This window comes from Pedobacter sp. R20-19, assembly GCF_000708265.2.
Classification (GTDB): domain Bacteria; phylum Bacteroidota; class Bacteroidia; order Sphingobacteriales; family Sphingobacteriaceae; genus Pedobacter.
Genome location: NZ_JCKI01000007.1, coordinates 241,648 through 260,391, shown reverse-complemented (window position 1 = coordinate 260,391; position 18,744 = coordinate 241,648). Strand labels below are relative to the sequence as shown.

Here is an 18,744-nt window from a genome sequence, read left to right as displayed (position 1 = left end):
TTTTACAATTAATGTCTATTTTTGAAGAAACATATTTGAATTAAAATGTATAGTATCTTAAAATCTGCGCACTCCGGATGGCGCTACATCGTATTAATTTTATTATTGGTGGCTGTTATCAATGCATTATCTGGCTGGTTAGGTAAAAAAACGTATACTGAAGGTAATCGTAAGTTGAATGTATTTACACTCATTAGTGCACACATCCAATTTTTATTAGGGTTAGTACTATTCTTTTTAAGTCCCTTAACTAAATTGCCAATGAGTGATACTATTGGTAGATATTTCAAAGCAGAGCACACTTCTATGATGCTTATTGCTATTATTTTAATTACAGTAGGTAATGCTAAATCAAAAAAAGTGACTGATGCTGTTGCAAAACACCGCACCATTGCTATTTTCTTTGGCCTGGCATTGGTTATTATTATCGTATCAATCTTAATGATGACTAAAAGTGTTCCGGGCAGATCATTTTTCGGGGTTTCTTAGTTGGTTTTAACCGCAAAGAGAGCAAGGTTTTCGCAAAGTGGCGCAAAGGTTTTTTACCACCGAGCGCACAAAGATTTTTACAGAGAACATAGAGGCGAAGTAAAAAACTTGGTGTAAGCTAAGCCTTTACTTCGTGATCTCTGTGGTTAAACATTTTAAACTTGGTGTTCCTTGTGGTTAAATGTTATCATGCTTAATGATCTTGGTGAACTTCATTGTTAAATCTATTTTTAATTTATTTTCATAAAAATTTCCATTTTTCAAAATTCTTTATATTTTTGCTCCTCATGATCAGCAATATACATACATGGCTTTGGCAAAGTAATTCGAAAACGGATTGCGCTGGCTGCGTATGAGAAAAATATAGTTTATCAACCTAAACCTTAAAAGAACCATTAAAGCCCGGCGTAGAACCACACGCCGGGCTTTTACTTTTTAAAAAAAATATAAAGAGGAGATTGCTTCCTTGTATTTCCTCACAATGAAAAAAGAACATGTATAAAATTAATACCACTTATAAAAAAATGCTTGCTGATACCACAACGCCTGTGAGCATTTATTTGCGCTTACGCGATGTATATCCGAATAGTATATTACTAGAAAGTTCTGATTATCATAGTCGGGAGAACTCAATGAGTTTTGTTTGTGCAGATCCAGTGGCCGGAATCATTTTGAAAGGATCAAGGTTAGAAACTTATTTTCCTGATGGATCTGTTGAAATAAAGGAAAGTAAAAACCTCATCGAGGAAATAGCCGATTTTAAGGATAAATTTAAAGAAACAGATTTGCCTGAGATTAAATTTATTTCAAGTGGTTTATTCGGTTATTTTACGTGGAATGCGGTGCAGCATTTTGAAGATATTAAATTCGTTTCTGAAACTCCGGAGAGAGAAGAGATTCCGGAAATGCAGTATCATTTGTATCGCTATCTAATTGCAATTGATCATTTTAAAAATGAAATTACACTCTTCAAAAATACTTTTGAAGGGGAGGAGGAGAGCGGTCTTGAAAAAATGGAATACCTCATCCAAAATAAAAATTACCCTGAATATAAGTTTCAGATCAGAGGTGAAGAATCATCTAACTTAACTGATGAGGGCTTTATGAGTTTAGTTGAAAAACTTCAAAAGCATATTTTTCGGGGGGATGTATTTCAAATTGTTCCTTCCCGTGCATTTAAGCAAGCTTTCTCTGGAGATGAATTTAATGTTTACCGCTGCCTGCGTTCCATCAATCCATCGCCTTATTTATTTTATTTTGATTATGGCAATTTCAAGCTTTTTGGCTCATCACCTGAAGCACAAATTACCATCAAAAACAATGCTGCAAATATTTTTCCAATTGCCGGTACCTTTAAACGGAGTGGAAACGATATTGAAGATGCGGAACAAGCGAGAAAATTAGAGCAGGATCCAAAAGAAAGTGCAGAACATGTGATGCTGGTTGATTTAGCTCGGAACGATTTGAGCAGGCATTGTAACCGGGTAGAGGTAAAATCATTTAAGGAAGTTCAATATTATTCACATTTAATTCACTTGGTGAGTAAGGTAACCGGGCAATTGCAGGAAAATGTGAGTGCATTTAAGGTTGTTGCAGATACGTATCCGGCCGGAACATTAAGTGGTGCCCCAAAATACAAGGCCATGCAACTCATTGATGAAAATGAGAAATTAGGACGGAATTTTTATGCTGGTGCCATTGGGTTTATGGGTTTTAAAGAAGATTTTAACCATGCCATTATGATCAGAACTTTTATGAGCAAAAACAATGAACTACATTACCGCGCAGGTGCTGGCATTGTAGCTGATTCTGTTCCTGAAATGGAAATGCAGGAAGTGAATAATAAAATTGCAGCATTGCGTAAAGCGGTGCAGATGGCAGAGGGGATTTAACTGAAGGAGAAAATGATAAGTTCACCAGAAAGCTGTAAAAACATAGATGAGATCCGATCTGTAATTGATGCTATCGATTTACAGGTTATTCAATTGATTGGAAAAAGATTTAAATATGTAAAGGCTGCTTCTAAATTTAAATTAAACGAAGAGGCTGTTAAAGCTCCTGAAAGATTTAAAAATATGCTTTTAAAAAGACGGGATTGGGCAAGGATAGAAGGTTTGAATCCTGATGTTATAGAAAAAGTATACAGAGATCTGGTAAACTATTTTATCAGTGAGGAAATAAAAAATTGGAATACCGAAAATGGAAACAAATAATAAAGTTCTGGTAATTGATAACTACGATAGTTTCACTTACAATCTGGTTCACTTAATTAACGAAGTTGGTTATGAAGCCGAAGTTTGGAGAAACGATAAATTCGATTTAGCAGATGTAGATAAATATAATAAAATTTTACTTTCACCAGGTCCGGGAATCCCAGAAGAGGCGGGTTTATTACTCGATGTAATTAAAACCTATGCACCTACGAAAAGTATTTTTGGCGTCTGTTTAGGGCAGCAGGCTATAGCTGAGGCCTTTGGTGGTACACTGTTAAACTTGGGCAGACCAATGCATGGTATAGCAACACCTGTAACGGTTGTAGATGGTGATGAACCTTTATTTTGGGAATGTCCGCAAACGATTAATGTTGGCCGCTACCACAGTTGGGTGGTAAACAAAGAAAACTTTCCGTCGTGTTTAAAAATTACGGCGAGAGACCATAAAAGTGAAATAATGGCGTTAAGACATGAAACACTAGATGTTCGTGGGGTGCAGTTTCATCCGGAAAGTGTGTTAACTGAACATGGCAAACAAATGCTGGAGAATTGGTTAACTTCTTAAACATATCTTCATTGTGAAGCACGAAGCAATGACAACGAATAGATAATCATGAATATTTTAGATAAAATCGTATTAAGAAAAAAAGAAGAGGTTGCTGATGCAAAGCAATTGATTTCTATACAGGATTTGGAGAAAGCGGATCACTTTAAAAGAACGCCTTATTCTTTTAAAGATTTTTTGCTGGCTGAAGATCGAACAGGTATTATTTCAGAATTTAAGCGTCGCTCACCATCCAAAGGTTTAATTAATGGTACCGCTGATGTGGCCGAGGTAACAAAGGCCTACAATGAAGCTGGAGCTTCTGCACTTTCTGTGCTAACTGATGTAGATTTCTTCGGAGGTAAAACCGATGATATTTTAGCGGCCAGGGCTGCGAATAATATCCCCATCTTACGAAAGGATTTTATGATTGATGAATATCAGATTTTGGAAGCCAAAGCCTGGGGCGCAGATATCATACTTTTAATTGCTGCCATTTTAACCCCAAAACAAATTAATGATTTCGGCAAATTTGCACATGATCTGGGTTTAAACGTGTTATTGGAAGTGCATAATCTTGAAGAATTGGAAAGAAGTATTTCTCCTAATCTGGATGCCATTGGTGTAAATAACCGCAACCTGGCAGATTTTACTGTTAATATTCAAACTTCTTTTAATTTGGTGAATGAAATTCCTTCGGAGTTTTTGAAAATTTCTGAAAGTGCTATCAGCGATCCAAAAATAATTAAAGACTTAAAGAACGCTGGCTTTAACGGCTTTTTAATTGGTGAAAACTTTATGAAAACGAATGATCCGGGAGCAGCAATAAAGGATTTTGTAGCGCAAATTTAAAAATCTTCATCGGATGAATACTAGTAAGTGCGCTATATTCATCCGATGAAGATGACGCAAACAATCGCTAAAGCTTGTTGTTAATTTAGAGAACCTCGGTTCAAATTAACCAACAAATTTTTATGCAATATCTTGACTATATTTTCGGTTACCCTATTCCTGTTTTTGTTAAGAATTTAATTGTTGGTATTGTTGCCATATTATTGGGCATACTCATCAAATTCATTATTCACAAAATCTTTATTTTACTTTCACGCTGGTGGGATTCTATTATTATAAAATCGACAATTAAGCATCTGCGTAATCCCATCGCTGTTTTTATACCGCTGTTGTGCCTTAATTCTTCGCTGGATTTAATGATAATGCCCACTTCGCTACGGATACATATAGATAAAACCTTAGAAATAGCATTAACGGCAACCTTTGCGCTCATACTGATCAGGTTGATTAATGTACTTGAAGACTTTTTGTTTTTAAAATACGATCTTAACAAGGAGAATAATTTAAAGGAAAGAAAGATTCGTACGCAATTACAATTTATCAGGAAATTTATTGTTTCGCTAATCATTATCGTCACCGCTGCTATTATTTTATTGAGTTTTGAAAGTATGCGTAAAATAGGTGCAGGCTTACTTACCGGGGTGGGTATTGGTGGAATTATTATTGGTTTTGCTGCTCAGAAGTCACTGGGAAATTTGCTGGCAGGTTTCCAGATTGCCTTTACTCAACCCATACGCATTGATGATGTGTTAATTGTAGAAGGCGAATGGGGGAGAGTAGAAGAAATCACACTCACTTATGTTGTGGTGAGTATCTGGGATCAGCGAAGGTTGATTTTACCCATTACCTATTTTATAGAAAAACCTTTTCAAAACTGGACCCGTGTATCAGCAGATTTGCTTGGAACGGTTTTTCTATATATGGATTATACCATTCCAATTGAACCACTACGGCAAGAACTGACCAGGCTTTTAACCAGCAATCCGCTGTGGGATAAAAGGGTAAATGTGGTGCAGGTAACGGATACCAATAAAGATGGTTCCATCGAAATCAGGTTTTTAATGAGTGCATCAAATTCCTCAAGGGCTTTCGATTTGCGCTGTAACGTAAGGGAAGCGATGATTACTTTCATTCAAAATAATTACCCGGAAAGCCTTCCGAAAACAAGGTTGGAGTACAAAGATAAATTTGCAGGTTTGTAATTTTACCATCTAAGACACCTTTGGATAACGAAGATGTCTTAGGTAGTAAAAATTATTTGAACATGCTTTTCAGTTTATCTGGTTGCTTACTTATATCTCCATTTTACTTTAGAAATATTTGACAGCTTTTAATTTATACCTAAGAAACCTTTGCGTTAACTTAGGTGGTAAAAAATTATTTAAACATTCCTTTCAATTTTGCTAATTTTTCCTGCAAATCACCATCAGCATCTTTTTTTTCTTGCTTTGGTTTGAAAGTTGATTTTCCTGCCTGAGGCTTAAAATCTTGTTTTGGCTTTTGCTCTTTAGACTTCGGACTCCTGACTTCAGACTTTTGACCAACCTCAGTTTTCATCGATAAGGAAATGCGTTTGCGGGCTGTATCAACCTCCATTACAGTTACTTCTACTTTTTGATGAACTTTAACAATATCATTTGGATTAGCCACAAAACGATTCGCTAATTGACTGGTATGCACCAAGCCATCCTGGTGGACGCCAATATCTACAAATGCGCCGAAATTAGTAATGTTGGTTACAATTCCCGGTAACTTCATGCCCACTCTTAAATCGGCAATTTCATTTACCCCTTCAGTAAAGCTGAAAGCCTCAAACTGCTCTCTTGGGTCGCGACCTGGTTTAGCCAATTCCTTTAAGATATCATTCAAGGTGGGTAAACCGATTTCATCCGTAACATATTGTTGTGGCTTAATCTGCTTTTGCAATTGCGGATCTTTCATTAATGCCGAAACCGAAGTACCTAAATCTTTAGCCATTTGATCTACAACCGCATAACGTTCAGGGTGAACACCACTAGTATCTAAAACATTTTCGGCGTTGCGAATACGTAAGAAACCCGCTGCTTGTTCATAAGCTTTATCGCCCAAACGGGGAACTTTTTTCAAGCTTGCCCGGTTTTTAAAAGCACCATTTGTGTTCCTATAATCTACAATATTTTGCGCCAGTGTTGGTCCGAGGCCAGAAACATAAGCCAGAATTTGTTTTGATGCTGTATTTAATTCCACGCCAACAGCATTCACTGCACTAATTACGGTATCATCTAAGCTGGCTTGCAGCTTGCTCTGGTCTACATCATGCTGATACTGGCCTACACCAATTGATTTTGGATCGATCTTTACCAATTCAGCTAATGGATCCATCAAGCGGCGACCAATAGAAACCGCTCCCCGAACGGTAATGTCTTGGGTAGGGAACTCTTCTCTTGCCACTTCTGATGCAGAGTAAATAGATGCACCGCTTTCATTGACCATTACAATGGTAGCATTTGGGATATTTAAACCACGAATAAATGATTCTGTTTCTCTACCTGCCGTTCCATTACCGATAGCAATGGCTTCAATATGATGTTTTTCGCAAAGCTGTTTGATGGTGGCTTCTGCATTTTTTACATTGCCTTGTCCGGTGTGCGGATAAATGGCCGTGTTTTCTAAAAGCTGACCTTGTTTATCCAAACACACTACCTTACAGCCGGTACGAAAACCTGGGTCGATGGCCAATACATTTTTTTGTCCCATTGGGGCAGCCAACAAAAGTTGACGTGCATTTTCCGCAAAAACTTTAATGGCTTCTTCATCGGCTTTTTGTTTAGTTAGCACCCGAAGTTCAGTTTCCATGGCTGGTTCCAGCAATCTTTTATAACCATCTTCTAATGCTTGCTGAACTTGTTTCGATGCGGTATTTTTGCCAGTTACAAATTGATTCTCCAGGATAACTAAAGCATCTTCAGCTGGAGGTAAAGCATCTAACCTTAAAATTGACTCTTTTTCTCCCCGGCGCATGGCTAACACCCGATGTGAAGCAGCAGTTTTAACAGGTTCATTCCATTCGAAATAATCTTTGTATTTAATGCCTTCCTCTTCTTTCCCTTTAATCACTTCTGCTTTAAATACCGCTTTTTCCTGAAAATAAGAACGCATTTTAGTTCTGGCTTCCACATTTTCCGAAATCATTTCAGCTATAATATCTCTTGCTCCGGCCAGGGCTTCATCCAGTGTATTTACACCTTTTTCCGCATCAATAAATTTGTTGGCTTCAGCATCCAGATCGAAATGTTCCTGATCAAAAATTTGCAAAGCCAAAGGTTCCAAACCTTTTTCTCTGGCCACTGAAGCACGAGTTTTGCGCTTCGGTTTAAAAGGAAGATAGATGTCTTCTAAAAGTGAAATGGTTTCTGCTTCATTAATTTTTTTCTCCAGTTCCGGTGTTAGCTTTCCAAGTTCCGTCATTGATTTTAAAATCGCTTCACGGCGCTTATCCAGATCACGTAATTGCAATGCCCTGTCACGGATAGCGGCAACTTCAACTTCATCCAAGCTTCCTGTTAATTCTTTCCGGTATCGGGAAATGAAAGGTACAGTGGCACCTTCATCTAATAAATTTAACGTAGCGGTTACTTGTTTTTCTGCGATTTTTAATTCAGCAGCTATTATTTTATGATGAGCTAACATATTCTTTTTTAAAATTTAAAGGGAGCAAAGCTAGTCAGGATTTGCGGGATTTAAGGATTTTTAAGATCAAGTTTTCCACCGAAAAGTGTGGGAAAATTTTTAGAATACTTATCTTTTTTGATTTAAAAAGCAACTGAAATACATCATCATAGTTGGTCTCGTTTTTTAGAGATCTTTCTTACGATTGTTTTTAGGCCGGTATGATAAGAATATTTTGGCGTACAGTTTCAGGTAACTTAATGGAAAAAATGGTCTGTGAGACACAGACCATTAATGATTTAATACAATAAAAATATAGTAGGCTTTTTATGAAGGTCTATTTCTTCTTTCCGCCAGTTGTAAACGCTTTGAGTTTTAATATATTCATCTTCTGAAGTTAAATTGCTTGCTACGCAAACCTGTGTATTTGGTTTACAGCTTTTTAATACCTCTTCAAATAATTGATTATTGCGAAAGGGTGTTTCGATAAAGATTTGCGTTTGCTTATAGCGACTGGCAGATAAATCTAAATCTTTAATGCGCTTGGTGCGTTGTTCTTTATCAATTGGTAAATATCCCCAGAAAGCAAAACTCTGGCCGTTAAAACCCGAAGCCATTAAAGCCAATAGAATTGAGCTTGGACCAACCAATGGCACCACTTTAATTCCACGTTTATGTGCTTCGGCCACAATATCTGCGCCCGGGTCTGCAATGCCTGGGCAACCTGCTTCACTCATCAGGCCAACATCTTTCCCTGCAACGAGCTCTACAAAAAACTGGCCTAAATCGGTACGGTTATGTTTTCCGTAATCATGAACGATTAAATCTTTTTGAGGTGTTTTTAAGCCAGCTTCTTTTAAAAACCGACGGGCCGTTTTACTATTTTCAACAATATAAGTGTCAATTTGGTTAATGGTGTCAACCAAAAAAGGAGTAAAGGTTTTATGTGCTGCCTCTTCTGCCAGAGGAACAGGAATAAGATATAATGTGCCGTTTTGCATAGCACAAAAATACTTACAATAAATAGGATTTAAGTTCTAAAATTTGCGATGCCTGCCGTATAATCTTTTTTATAAACAATGGTGTAGCAAATTTTATTTCAAAATGACTGGTTTTCAGCACAATTATGTCAGGTGTAAAACGTTAAATAAGTGTTAAATATGGTCTTAATATTCATATTTCAAAGAAAATAGGGAAACTATGCTAGCATATTAAACCATGAGCGTTTTTGGTGCTCTAATTGATACACACAAGTTAGGTTATTAAATAAACACACAAATGAAAACACTGAAAAAATCGGCAATTGTGCTGGGGCTTTTCACGCTCCTCGCCGGAACCACCACCTTAGTCAGGGCACAGGACTATCAAAATGATTACCAGAATGAGGGTTACAGCACTGGTAACGTTTCTTTGCAAACCTTTTACGATGAACTTACACCTTATGGAACCTGGATTCAGGATCCGCAATATGGTTATGTATGGCGTCCGGATGTAGATCAAAATGAATTCCGTCCATATTATACCAATGGACGCTGGGCGATGACAGAATATGGTAATACCTGGGTTTCCAATTATGATTGGGGATGGGCACCTTTCCACTATGGCCGCTGGGTAATTAACAGCTATCGCCAGTGGATTTGGTTACCTGATACCAATTGGGGGCCGGCATGGGTAGATTGGAGAAGTGGTGATGGCTATTATGGCTGGGCACCTATGGCACCTAGCATTAATATTAATTTAAGCTTTGGACGTAGGTATTCAGTACCAGAATTTTGCTGGAACTTTATTCCACAACGCAATATCTATATAAATACTTTTCCGAGATATGATTATGGCAGAAATAACGTGTACATCCGTAACACTACCATCATTAATAATACTTATGTTTATAATAGAAGAAGTTATTACGGTGGTCCAAGGGTGGAAGACATCAGACGTGCCACTAATCGTGACGTAACTGTTTATCGCTTTGATCAAAGCAGCAGACCAGGAGCTAGTAGAATTGGTGGCAGGGAAGTGTCGATTTACAGACCAAGACCAGAGCGTAATGCTGTAGATAACCGCAACGCTGCACCAAGAAGATTTGAACAAGGAAATGCAGGAATTGGTCGTGGCGGAAGAAATGAAGGATTGGTTAATCGCGATCAACGTGGTGGAACGAACAATGACCAAAATGGGAATAACCGTGTTGGGGTAAACAATGATAATCGCAATGTAAGGCCAAACAGAGGTAATGATGCTGGCCAGGGCAATACGGTTAATCAACCCAATAGAGGTGAAGCTTATGATCGAAATGCCAATGGCAGAATCGGGCGTGGAAATACTAATGGAATTGATCAAAGAAATGCGCAGGAAAACATAAGCAGAGGTCAAGTTCAACAGCAAACAGATCAAATCCGTCAGCAACGTGCGCAACAAGATCGCATGAATATGGATCAGCAACGTGCTCAACGTGATATTCAGGTTCAGCAACAACGCGGTCAGCTTGAACAGCAGCAGCGTTCACAACAAATGGAACAACAAAGAGCTCAACGCAATGAGCAAATGCAGCAACAACGTTCACAGCAGGTAGAACAGCAAAGAAATCAGCAGTTACAGGCGCAGCAACAAGAAAGGGCTCAACGTAATGAGCAGATGCAGCAACAACGTTCACAGCAGATGGAACAGCAAAGAGCTCAGCGTAATGAGCAAATGCAGCAACAACGTAATCAACAGATGGAACAACAACGTTCGCAGCAAATGCAACAAAGACAGGAGCAAAGAAGAACAGAGTCTGCTCCGCAACAACAACAACAACAAAGAGGAGGTGGTGAAAGAAGTGGTGGTGAAGGAGGAAGACCATCCAGAGGAGGTAGAGGATAAAATTATAAGGTCCCGATTTTCATCGGGACCTTTTTTATACTTACTGGCCGGCTGCTAATTTTAGATTACTCAAGTCAGTACCTTTATAGGTAGTTTCTGCATTAGGAAATCGATTTTCCGGGTCTAACAAAAAAGTTTCTATTCCAAGTTCAAGGCCAAATTTAATTTCCGAATCGGCATCATCGCCAATAATTAAAATTTCTGCTTTATTTAATTTATGTTGGTCTATCAGTTTTTGAAAGGCCTCTTTTTTATTAGAAACGGTTACATCTACCACACATACTTCTTCAAAATCATTGGCAATTCCAAGCATTTTTACCTTCGAGGTTTGCTGCTTGTAAAAGCCAGCCGTTACTATAAATTTTCTTCCCTTTAATGCTTTTATCAAATGATAATCATCTGAAGGTTTTAAGGGTTTGGTTACTTCCCTTGAATTTAAAAATGCAATAATATTTTCCATGGCTTCGGGCCTGAAACCGTATTTCTCTGCCACCTTTTGGAATGGAGTGCGTAGCATTTCGTTTTTTGCCGCCTGATATTGTGCTGCGGAAATGCCCAGATGCTGCTCGTCCAGAAATTGGTACAAAGCACTCATCAACTGTTCTTCGTTAGGTTTGGTAAAGTATATGGTATTGTCCAGGTCTATAAAAAATATCTGCTTCATTGTGGATTGGTTTTTGTAAGATAAAAAAAATAAAACACCTTATCGTTAAATATGTTTAATTAGATAAATAACTAAAACCATGAAAAAAGAGACGAAAATCATAGTAGGCGTGTTAGCAGGAGCAGCATTAGGCGCAACAATCGCATTGGCATTATCTTCAGATTCTTCTAACGATCTTAAAGGTAAATTATCAGACTTTTTTGCTGATCTATTAGATGCTTCAAAAGATAAATTAGCAGGTTTAGCCGATAGAGCATCAGATGTGGCTGACAAGGTGAAAGATAAAATATCAGAAGTAAAAGCTTAATATTAAAATGCCGGATATTCCGGCATTTTCTTTTTGTATTTCTAACCACACCTTAATGAAGATTGCCTTTCATGGTGCTGCCCGTACGGTTACAGGTAGTAAACACCTCATTACATTAGATAATAATACCCAAATACTATTAGATTGCGGCCTGTTCCAGGGAATGGGGCATGTAACTGAAAGGCTAAATGACTTTTTTGGTTTCGATGTTAAATCAGTTAATTATGTAATTCTATCTCATGCACATATAGACCATTGTGGCTTATTACCTAAACTGGTAGCAGATGGCTTTAATGGAAAGATTTTCTGTACGGCTGCTACAATGGATTTAGGACGAATTTTAATGATGGATTCTGCTAAAATTCAAATGCAGGATGCTGAATTTTCTAATCGCCATCGCCGGGAAGGGGAAGAAATGGAAGAAGCACTTTATACGGATGAAGATGTTGCGAAAACATTAAGCCTGATGAAGATTGTAGACTACGAAGAGGATTTTGAAATTGATGAAAACATTCGCCTCCGATTAACTGATGATGGTCATATCTTAGGCAGTGCAGCCGTTCATTTAACCATTAAAGAAAATGGCAAATCTACACGTATAACCTTTTCTGGTGATGTGGGCCGCTATGGCGATTTGTTGCTAAAAAGTCCGCAACATTTTGATCAGGCAGACTATATTTTAATGGAATCTACCTATGGCGATTCTTTACACAAAGACCTCGATCCAATTGAAAATATGCTCCTGGAAATTATCCAGAACACCTGCGAGGTTAAAAAAGGAAAAGTGATTATTCCTGCTTTTGCTGTAGGAAGAACGCAGGAATTGCTTTATGCATTAAATGGTCTGGAATTAAAAGGTAAGTTACCAGATGTTCCCTATTATGTAGATAGTCCACTATCCTCAAAAGCGACTGAAATTTTAAGGAATCATCCAGAAGTTTATAATAATGGTGTAAAGGAGATTTTAAAAGTAGATCATGATATTTTTGGTTTCAAAGGATTGCGGTTTATTGAAAGTGTAGAGGAATCTAAAGCCTTAAATGAAGACCCAAGACCTTGCGTGATTATTTCTGCTTCGGGTATGGCTGATGCGGGACGTGTAAAGCACCACATCAGAAACAATATAGGAAACCATAAAAACACCATTTTGATGGTAGGCTACTGTGAGCCCAATTCATTGGGTGGACAATTAATTGCAGGTAAAAAAGTAGTAGAAATTTTCAAGGATGAGTATGATGTGAAAGCAGAAATTCAATCCATTAAATCGATGAGTGCGCATGGCGATTACGATGATTTATTGAAATTTCTTTCCTGTCAGGACCCTGCAAAAGTGAAGCAATTGTTTCTGGTTCATGGAGAATATGAAGTGCAACAAAGCTTTGCAGCGCGTTTAAAAGATCATGGGTTTAAGCATGTAGCCATTCCGGAGTATCACCAGGAATTTGATTTATAGGCTGACTTTTCAAGTTCTACCAAAATGAGAAGGGATTATTAGATACATTTTTCTAAATTATTTATTAATTCAGGCAAGTATATATAGTCAAATATACTTGCCTAAATAATTTTATTGATACAAATTAATTACGAAAATATCTTTTTATATATTTCACTATAAAATATATTACAACTACGAAAATAATTGTAATGGCTATCTTAAGCGCTAAGATCTGCCATATAAAATGCGTTGTTTCCAGGTCTTTCATAACATTTTGATATATTATTTTACTTTAGTAGCTACAAATTCACCCGATCGATTATTTATATCAATGGTAAATGTTATTCTCATACTATATATCCGTCCAATGTCTTCTAAAATAAAATTCATACTTAAATATCCTAGTACTTCTAATCTTGTAATATTATCTGCATTTACATTTTGGCTAAAATCACTTTGACTCCAGTCCATAAAAGGCGCTAAACCCCAAATTCCAGAAGTAACGTTTTCAACTTTATAGATTGAGTTTTCCGTATTGCTTAGTTTAACATTAACGTCAATACCGGAAATGCCATCTACATTATATCTAATTCTTCCTGTTTTTTCTGCTACTATATTTTTTGATATTTCTTCGCGAATCTTATTTACATAATCGTTAAGCTCTTTAACTGAAGAGAACTTTTTAGCTTTTGTTTTATCTATATTGTTATTTGTAACAAATGTATCTCCATCATTTATATTAACACTTCCATTTCCTGCACCAGGTACAGGCCCGCTAGGACCTGATCCAGAACATACTGGTATACATGTCATGCCTAAAAGCTCGGTTTTACAGAATCTATCTTTATCTTGAGGCCCATTGCCTCCGCCTGGTCCAGCACAAACCGTTCCATATCTTGGCGTACATATGGATGTACAGCCCGTTGCCACGGAAAGTTTATTTACACTAGCTGTTTTTTCACTCCCTTTTTGATTTAATTTTTCTCTAATGGCTGTATTTGTTTCTTTTTGATCAAGAGAAAAATTTTCCTTTTGTTTACCATTCTCTATACGAAAGAGTGAAATGGTTTTTCTATTCAGCTCCCTATATTCAATAAAACCTGTAAAACTAGATTTTTTTGTATCAAGGGAGATGTTGTTATTGTTTGACTTGTAGCTTCTTACAAAGCTTTCATCAGGGATATAAGTAATAATTTTTGATTCTATTGTCTTTCCTATTTTATCTTGGTATATCATAAGTCTAGAAAATGAATTCTCTATCCGGATATCATCAATCTGCCCATTTGTAAAACCAAGATTATACAACATAACTGATCTATGTTTATTTGCAACGGGAACTTCTACTACACTGTATTCGGAAATGGTATTGATTTGACCTTTTTCCCACATTATAGTATCCTCAGTGTTCTCATTAAAATCCCCCTCGGAAAATAATAAACTACTTTTAAAATAAGTTTTTTTATTTTCAATATAATATTCTTTTGCTTTACTGACGGTAAATTCATTATTTGTAGTTGTCTCTTCATCCTTTCTGCAGCCATATATCCCTACGCAAAGGATCAGAAACAGGATAATCAATTTTAAATTAGCTTTTTTCATAAGTTTTTAGTTTTTAAAGATGTGATAAAATAGTTTGAGAATATTTTTTTATTACAAATTTTGTATTTTTAAATAATATACAAATATAGCAAATTAGATTATTTAGTTTTATTCTAAATAATTTAATGTAAAAAATATATGTTTATTAAATAAGGCAGGGATTTACTCGGAATACAAATTATTTCGATCATTCTTGAAGTATGTTTGATCTTAAATATCATAAAGGAATCAGTATTTATAATTTAATTTCCTCTCGCCTTTCTTCCTATCTTTGTATCATGGATGTTTTTGGTCAGGCACTTACTGATATTTATAAAACCGGCGAAGCCGATACACTTTGGTTACACAATTCTTATGGCGAACCGGAAGAAATGCCACTCGAATTTTTCTTTCGTGATGATGAAGAAATGCCGGTTTTAGAGTTACAAGCACTGCATATGTGTACTGGAAAAGTTTTAGATATTGGTGCAGGGGTAGGGAGTCATGCTTTACTCTTACAGGCTTTTAATATTGATATAACCGCTATTGATGTATCAGCAGCTGCGGTTGATATTATGAAAGATCGTGGCGTAGAAAAAGCCATGCTTCAGGATGTCTTCACTTACCACGAAAAGTTTGATACCATCTTAATGTTAATGAATGGCATTGGCTTAACCGGAACACTTTCTGGCTTTAAAGATTTCCTGATCAAAATAAAAGACCTGCTCAATCCGGGCGGACAAGTGATTTTCGATTCATCTGATATTTCGTATTTATATGAAGGTTTGGCTAAGCCGCTTTATCATTATTTTGGTGAGGTTTCCTATCAATATGAATATCAAGGCAAAAAAGGCGGTTGGTTTAATTGGGTTTATATCGATGAAGAAACGATCAAAGCCATTGCAAAGGAAACTGGCTGGAATTGTGAAATGATTTTTGATGATGGTGAAGACCAGTACCTGGTGAAATTAACATTAGCATAAATTCGTCAAGGCGAAGCACGAAGCAATCTTAATCGCAAATGAGATTACTTTGTACCTGATAATAAAGATCTGACAAATTTAAAAACTAAACATGGTTTGCCTGCCACCAACTTTCTGCCCAAAGTTCTGGATATTATAAGTTAGGGTTAACATACCGTATCTGCCTAAATTATTGGTTTGATAATCCACTACACTGTTTCCTGTAATTTCAATAGACCGACGCACATTGCTCTGCAATATGTCATTCACTGCAAGTTTCAGCTGAAGCTTATCATTCTTCATAAAAAGATAGGTGATGGCTGCATTCCAAAGTTTGATGTTGTTGTTATAGCCTGCAATTTGTTGCGTATTTGCAGTCAGGGCAAAATTGGTTTCAAGAACAATTTTTTTAGGATATCTGATAATGAGTTCAGAAGTACTGTTTTGTGTGTTGTAGCTTAAGTTAGTGTAGAAATTATCCTGGTAACGACTGCGGTTTAAATTAATAGAATACGATTGGTTGATTTCTACCAAATCATTCAGATTAAGGCGAATGCTTCCATTTGGCCCTACATAAAATACATTAGCATTACTTCTGATATTATTTACAATAACTGGCATGTGATTAAAATTAGCCCAGAAACCTAAGCCTAGCTTTAAGCTTGTTTTATTGAATTTGAAATCTTTGGCGCCATTGGCCCCTCCATTAAAACTATATATCCCACTTGCATTAATCGGGGTTACCGTTTGTATACCATTGCTGATGTTTACGGTGTTTACAATTCCGTTTTTAGTAAAGTTTCCATAACCGTATACATTATAATTGATTAGGTGTTGTGGATCGTATTTGTACATATTTAAACTTAAATTTTGTGTTCGGGCAGGTAATAAATTTGGATTACCATTGCGGATATACAAGGCATTTGTATTATCTGCTACGGGCTGTAAATAGCTTACATTAGGTTCTGTAAACTGTGCCGAATAATTGATGCGGAATATTTTATACTTTAATTGAAATGTTGGCCAAATGAAATGATAGCGTTGGTTAAGGTAGTTTGAATTGCTAAAACGGTTGTTAAGGGAAATATAATTGTGTACCACTCCAGGCTGCAAATTAAAATCTTTGGTGATTTTATAATTCAAGCTCACATTTGTGTTTGTTTTAAAGCCTGTTTGTTCAACCATTTGGCTTAGATTCGGAATAACAATATCATATAACTGATTGGCCTGGTTTTTATAAAAAGTGCTAAGCGCATTCTCATTATTGATGATATTGCCACTTAAATCAATCTTAAAGCTAAGTTTTTTACTAATGGGTTCGCTGTAATTCGTATAAATATACGTTCTGAAATTTTCGATTTGATTGTTTCTCAATTGATCTATTTCAGTTGTAGAAGGCGTTAAAAAGATGATATTCCTACTTTGATTATAGTTTAAATTAGGGTTGGGTTTGGTGGATATATCAAATCCGATATTAAATGATCTTCCAGCTTTCTTAAAATCTTTACTTAGATCGGCTACCAGCTGATATTTATTGTTAGATGAATTGATGTTATTTAAGTTTTGAAGGGTATTGAGCAATTGTCCCGCAGCATTGGTATTGGTTGAATAATTTCTGCTTACGGAATTATTGGAGTTCAATACCAGAAAAGGCTCAATGGTTAACTGGGTTAGTGAGTCTATCTGCCAATCAATTTTCCCGGCAATATTATGTTTTAATGTTAGTGAACCGGTATTTTCATTTGCATTGGTTACTAACCTATCCTCTCCCAGGGTTTGGTTGGTATTGGTTAGTCTCTCCAGTAAATTATCATTTCTGCCGAAGAAATACTGTGTGTTTATCTTTATTCCTTTTTTAGTTAATGTATTAAAGTTGAAACCTCCTCCAGATGACTTTTGAATTCCGCTGTAACTTCCGCCAAAGCTAATTCCGTTAAATTCAAAATATCCACCAGAGCTCATCATCATAGAATTTACACCGCTTCGGTTGAAACCGCCAATTCTTTGCACATCATTTGGATTAAAACCAGGTTGATTGATATTATTTCCGTAGGCCAATACACTTACCTGTGTAGTATCTCTGAAAAAGTTTATCAGGCCACCAGCTTGATATAGGTTTTTAGTGCCTCCACCCGCATATAATTTTCCAAAGGCACCTTTTTTAATAGCTTTTTTAAGTTTCATGTTGATGACCTGAGGAATTTCAGCAGCCGTTAAATCAGGATTACGTCTTTTTGCCTGTTTATCATCAACTACCTGAACTTTGTCTATAATATTAGCAGGCAAATTCTTGGTCGCAATTTGCTGGTCTCCACCAAAAAATTCCTTTCCATCCACCAGAATTTTACTAACTGTTTTACCATTCACCATGATGGAGCCATCAGCAGCGATTTGTATACCCGGCAATTTTTTTAATAGATCTTCCACCACAGCCGATGGAAGTGTTTTAAATGATTCTGCATTAAATTCAATAGTATCCTTCCGGACAATAACAGGAGGTCTTTCTGCGGTAATTATCACTTCATTGAGGTCGTTAGATTTTGTGGAGAGATAAAGTGTGCCCAAATCTAAAATGGGTTTATCTGCGGTAAGTTCTACATCCTTTCTGTAAGTTCTATATTGCCAGGCTGTTATAACCAAGCGATATTTTATTCCGGTTGCCAGGCCATTGATTTTAAAAACGCCATGATCATCAGAAAGTTTATAAGTTGTTAAAATGCTGTCTCCAACTTTATAAACGGAAATAGTAGCATAATTTAGTGTGTTTTTATGATTAGCACTATCTACTAAAATGCCAGTTATGCTTCCATTTTTCTGTGCAAAGAGATTAAAAAAAGTAAAACATAAAATTGCAGAAAGTAAGAATTTCTTCATATTAATAGCTGATTAGGAAGTCTGAAATTATAAATGGTACTCTTGCCTTTTTAAAAAATGTGATGAATGTCTTATAAAATGTGATGGACATATCATGTCAGCATTTTTGCGTTCAAAGATTGAATTGAACACAAGCAACAAAACAACTATAGGTTTAGTTAAACTTAGGATTATTCCTGAACAGATTTCAAATGATGCAAGAAAGTTACAGACAGGCTATGGGAATTTTCTTCTACAGGTTAAGTTTTCGGTTTAGAAAAGATTCGTAATCGGCTTAGTTTTCGAAATTGAACGAAGAGATAGAAAAATAAAACTG

General features: G+C 36.4%; 15 protein-coding genes. 10 read left to right on the top strand and 5 right to left on the bottom strand.

Features of this window, described 5'->3' with window-relative positions; all coding sequences use genetic code 11:
* The first annotated feature begins 45 nt into the window (after positions 1-45).
* The 6 genes from AN34_RS16470 (at position 46) to AN34_RS16445 (ending at position 5,300) form a co-directional block, all read left to right on the top strand.
* On the top strand, positions 46-489 hold the full coding sequence (locus tag AN34_RS16470) for a hypothetical protein (RefSeq protein WP_029287125.1): 444 nt from the start codon (positions 46-48) through the stop codon (positions 487-489).
* Positions 490-983: 494 nt separating this feature from the next.
* The gene (locus AN34_RS16465; protein WP_029287123.1) at positions 984-2,381 is read left to right on the top strand and encodes an anthranilate synthase component I family protein; all 1,398 of its coding nucleotides are present in this window, start codon (positions 984-986) and stop codon (positions 2,379-2,381) included.
* A gap of 12 nt (positions 2,382-2,393) precedes the next feature.
* A complete protein-coding gene (locus tag AN34_RS16460; RefSeq protein WP_029287121.1) occupies positions 2,394-2,702 on the top strand; it encodes an isochorismate lyase in 309 nt (102 codons plus the stop codon).
* Positions 2,689-3,267 carry an aminodeoxychorismate/anthranilate synthase component II gene (locus tag AN34_RS16455; protein WP_029287119.1) on the top strand — a complete coding sequence of 193 codons (579 nt, stop codon included), beginning with the start codon at positions 2,689-2,691 and terminating at the stop codon, positions 3,265-3,267. Before AN34_RS16460 ends, AN34_RS16455 begins: the two co-directional genes overlap by 14 nt.
* 48 nt (positions 3,268-3,315) lie before the next feature.
* Positions 3,316-4,098, top strand: coding sequence for an indole-3-glycerol phosphate synthase TrpC (gene trpC, locus AN34_RS16450; RefSeq protein WP_029287117.1), 783 nt, complete (start codon positions 3,316-3,318; stop codon positions 4,096-4,098).
* 122 nt (positions 4,099-4,220) lie between these two features.
* Positions 4,221-5,300, top strand: coding sequence for a mechanosensitive ion channel family protein (locus AN34_RS16445; RefSeq protein ID WP_029287115.1), 1,080 nt, complete (start codon positions 4,221-4,223; stop codon positions 5,298-5,300).
* Between the two features lie 175 nt (positions 5,301-5,475).
* Here AN34_RS16445 and AN34_RS16440 read toward each other — a convergent pair whose 3' ends face one another.
* Positions 5,476-7,767, bottom strand: coding sequence for a Tex family protein (locus tag AN34_RS16440; RefSeq protein WP_029287113.1), 2,292 nt, complete (start codon positions 7,765-7,767; stop codon positions 5,476-5,478).
* Positions 7,768-8,045: 278 nt separating this feature from the next.
* Complete coding sequence (locus tag AN34_RS16435; protein WP_029287111.1) at positions 8,046-8,747, bottom strand: SAM-dependent methyltransferase; 702 nt, start codon at positions 8,745-8,747, stop codon at positions 8,046-8,048.
* 277 nt (positions 8,748-9,024) lie between these two features.
* On the opposite strand from AN34_RS16435, the gene AN34_RS16430 reads away from it, so the two are divergent.
* Positions 9,025-10,608 carry a DUF6600 domain-containing protein gene (locus AN34_RS16430; protein WP_029287109.1) on the top strand — a complete coding sequence of 528 codons (1,584 nt, stop codon included), beginning with the start codon at positions 9,025-9,027 and terminating at the stop codon, positions 10,606-10,608.
* A 40-nt stretch (positions 10,609-10,648) separates the two neighbouring features.
* Here the strand turns inward: AN34_RS16430 and AN34_RS16425 are convergent, their stop codons facing one another.
* The gene (locus AN34_RS16425; protein ID WP_051666688.1) at positions 10,649-11,272 is read right to left on the bottom strand and encodes an HAD family hydrolase; all 624 of its coding nucleotides are present in this window, start codon (positions 11,270-11,272) and stop codon (positions 10,649-10,651) included.
* Between the two features lie 79 nt (positions 11,273-11,351).
* Between AN34_RS16425 and AN34_RS16420 the strand changes: the two genes are divergently transcribed.
* Positions 11,352-11,579 carry a YtxH domain-containing protein gene (locus AN34_RS16420; protein WP_029287105.1) on the top strand — a complete coding sequence of 76 codons (228 nt, stop codon included), beginning with the start codon at positions 11,352-11,354 and terminating at the stop codon, positions 11,577-11,579.
* 55 nt (positions 11,580-11,634) lie between these two features.
* A complete protein-coding gene (locus AN34_RS16415; protein ID WP_029287103.1) occupies positions 11,635-13,032 on the top strand; it encodes an MBL fold metallo-hydrolase RNA specificity domain-containing protein in 1,398 nt (465 codons plus the stop codon).
* 264 nt (positions 13,033-13,296) lie between these two features.
* Here AN34_RS16415 and AN34_RS16410 read toward each other — a convergent pair whose 3' ends face one another.
* A complete protein-coding gene (locus AN34_RS16410; protein ID WP_029287101.1) occupies positions 13,297-14,613 on the bottom strand; it encodes a hypothetical protein in 1,317 nt (438 codons plus the stop codon).
* A 200-nt stretch (positions 14,614-14,813) separates the two neighbouring features.
* On the opposite strand from AN34_RS16410, the gene AN34_RS16405 reads away from it, so the two are divergent.
* Positions 14,814-15,575, top strand: coding sequence for a class I SAM-dependent methyltransferase (locus AN34_RS16405; protein WP_369818098.1), 762 nt, complete (start codon positions 14,814-14,816; stop codon positions 15,573-15,575).
* Positions 15,576-15,653: 78 nt separating this feature from the next.
* Here the strand turns inward: AN34_RS16405 and AN34_RS16400 are convergent, their stop codons facing one another.
* Positions 15,654-18,428, bottom strand: a complete 2,775-nt coding sequence (locus tag AN34_RS16400; protein WP_029287097.1) for an outer membrane beta-barrel protein — start codon at positions 18,426-18,428, stop codon at positions 15,654-15,656.
* Between the last annotated feature and the right edge of the window lie 316 nt (positions 18,429-18,744).

Bases quoted from the DNA above. Each gene is read 5' to 3' on its own strand.
- AN34_RS16470 (WP_029287125.1), top strand. From the start codon at position 46: ATGTATAGTATCTTAAAATCTGCGCACTCCGGATGGCGCTACATCGTA.
- AN34_RS16465 (WP_029287123.1), top strand. From the start codon at position 984: ATGTATAAAATTAATACCACTTATAAAAAAATGCTTGCTGATACCACA.
- AN34_RS16460 (WP_029287121.1), top strand. From the start codon at position 2,394: ATGATAAGTTCACCAGAAAGCTGTAAAAACATAGATGAGATCCGATCT.
- AN34_RS16455 (WP_029287119.1), top strand. From the start codon at position 2,689: ATGGAAACAAATAATAAAGTTCTGGTAATTGATAACTACGATAGTTTC.
- trpC (WP_029287117.1), top strand. From the start codon at position 3,316: ATGAATATTTTAGATAAAATCGTATTAAGAAAAAAAGAAGAGGTTGCT.
- AN34_RS16445 (WP_029287115.1), top strand. From the start codon at position 4,221: ATGCAATATCTTGACTATATTTTCGGTTACCCTATTCCTGTTTTTGTT.
- AN34_RS16440 (WP_029287113.1), bottom strand. From the start codon at position 7,767: ATGTTAGCTCATCATAAAATAATAGCTGCTGAATTAAAAATCGCAGAA.
- AN34_RS16435 (WP_029287111.1), bottom strand. From the start codon at position 8,747: ATGCAAAACGGCACATTATATCTTATTCCTGTTCCTCTGGCAGAAGAG.
- AN34_RS16430 (WP_029287109.1), top strand. From the start codon at position 9,025: ATGAAAACACTGAAAAAATCGGCAATTGTGCTGGGGCTTTTCACGCTC.
- AN34_RS16425 (WP_051666688.1), bottom strand. From the start codon at position 11,272: ATGAAGCAGATATTTTTTATAGACCTGGACAATACCATATACTTTACC.
- AN34_RS16420 (WP_029287105.1), top strand. From the start codon at position 11,352: ATGAAAAAAGAGACGAAAATCATAGTAGGCGTGTTAGCAGGAGCAGCA.
- AN34_RS16415 (WP_029287103.1), top strand. From the start codon at position 11,635: ATGAAGATTGCCTTTCATGGTGCTGCCCGTACGGTTACAGGTAGTAAA.
- AN34_RS16410 (WP_029287101.1), bottom strand. From the start codon at position 14,613: ATGAAAAAAGCTAATTTAAAATTGATTATCCTGTTTCTGATCCTTTGC.
- AN34_RS16405 (WP_369818098.1), top strand. From the start codon at position 14,814: ATGTTTGATCTTAAATATCATAAAGGAATCAGTATTTATAATTTAATT.
- AN34_RS16400 (WP_029287097.1), bottom strand. From the start codon at position 18,428: ATGAAGAAATTCTTACTTTCTGCAATTTTATGTTTTACTTTTTTTAAT.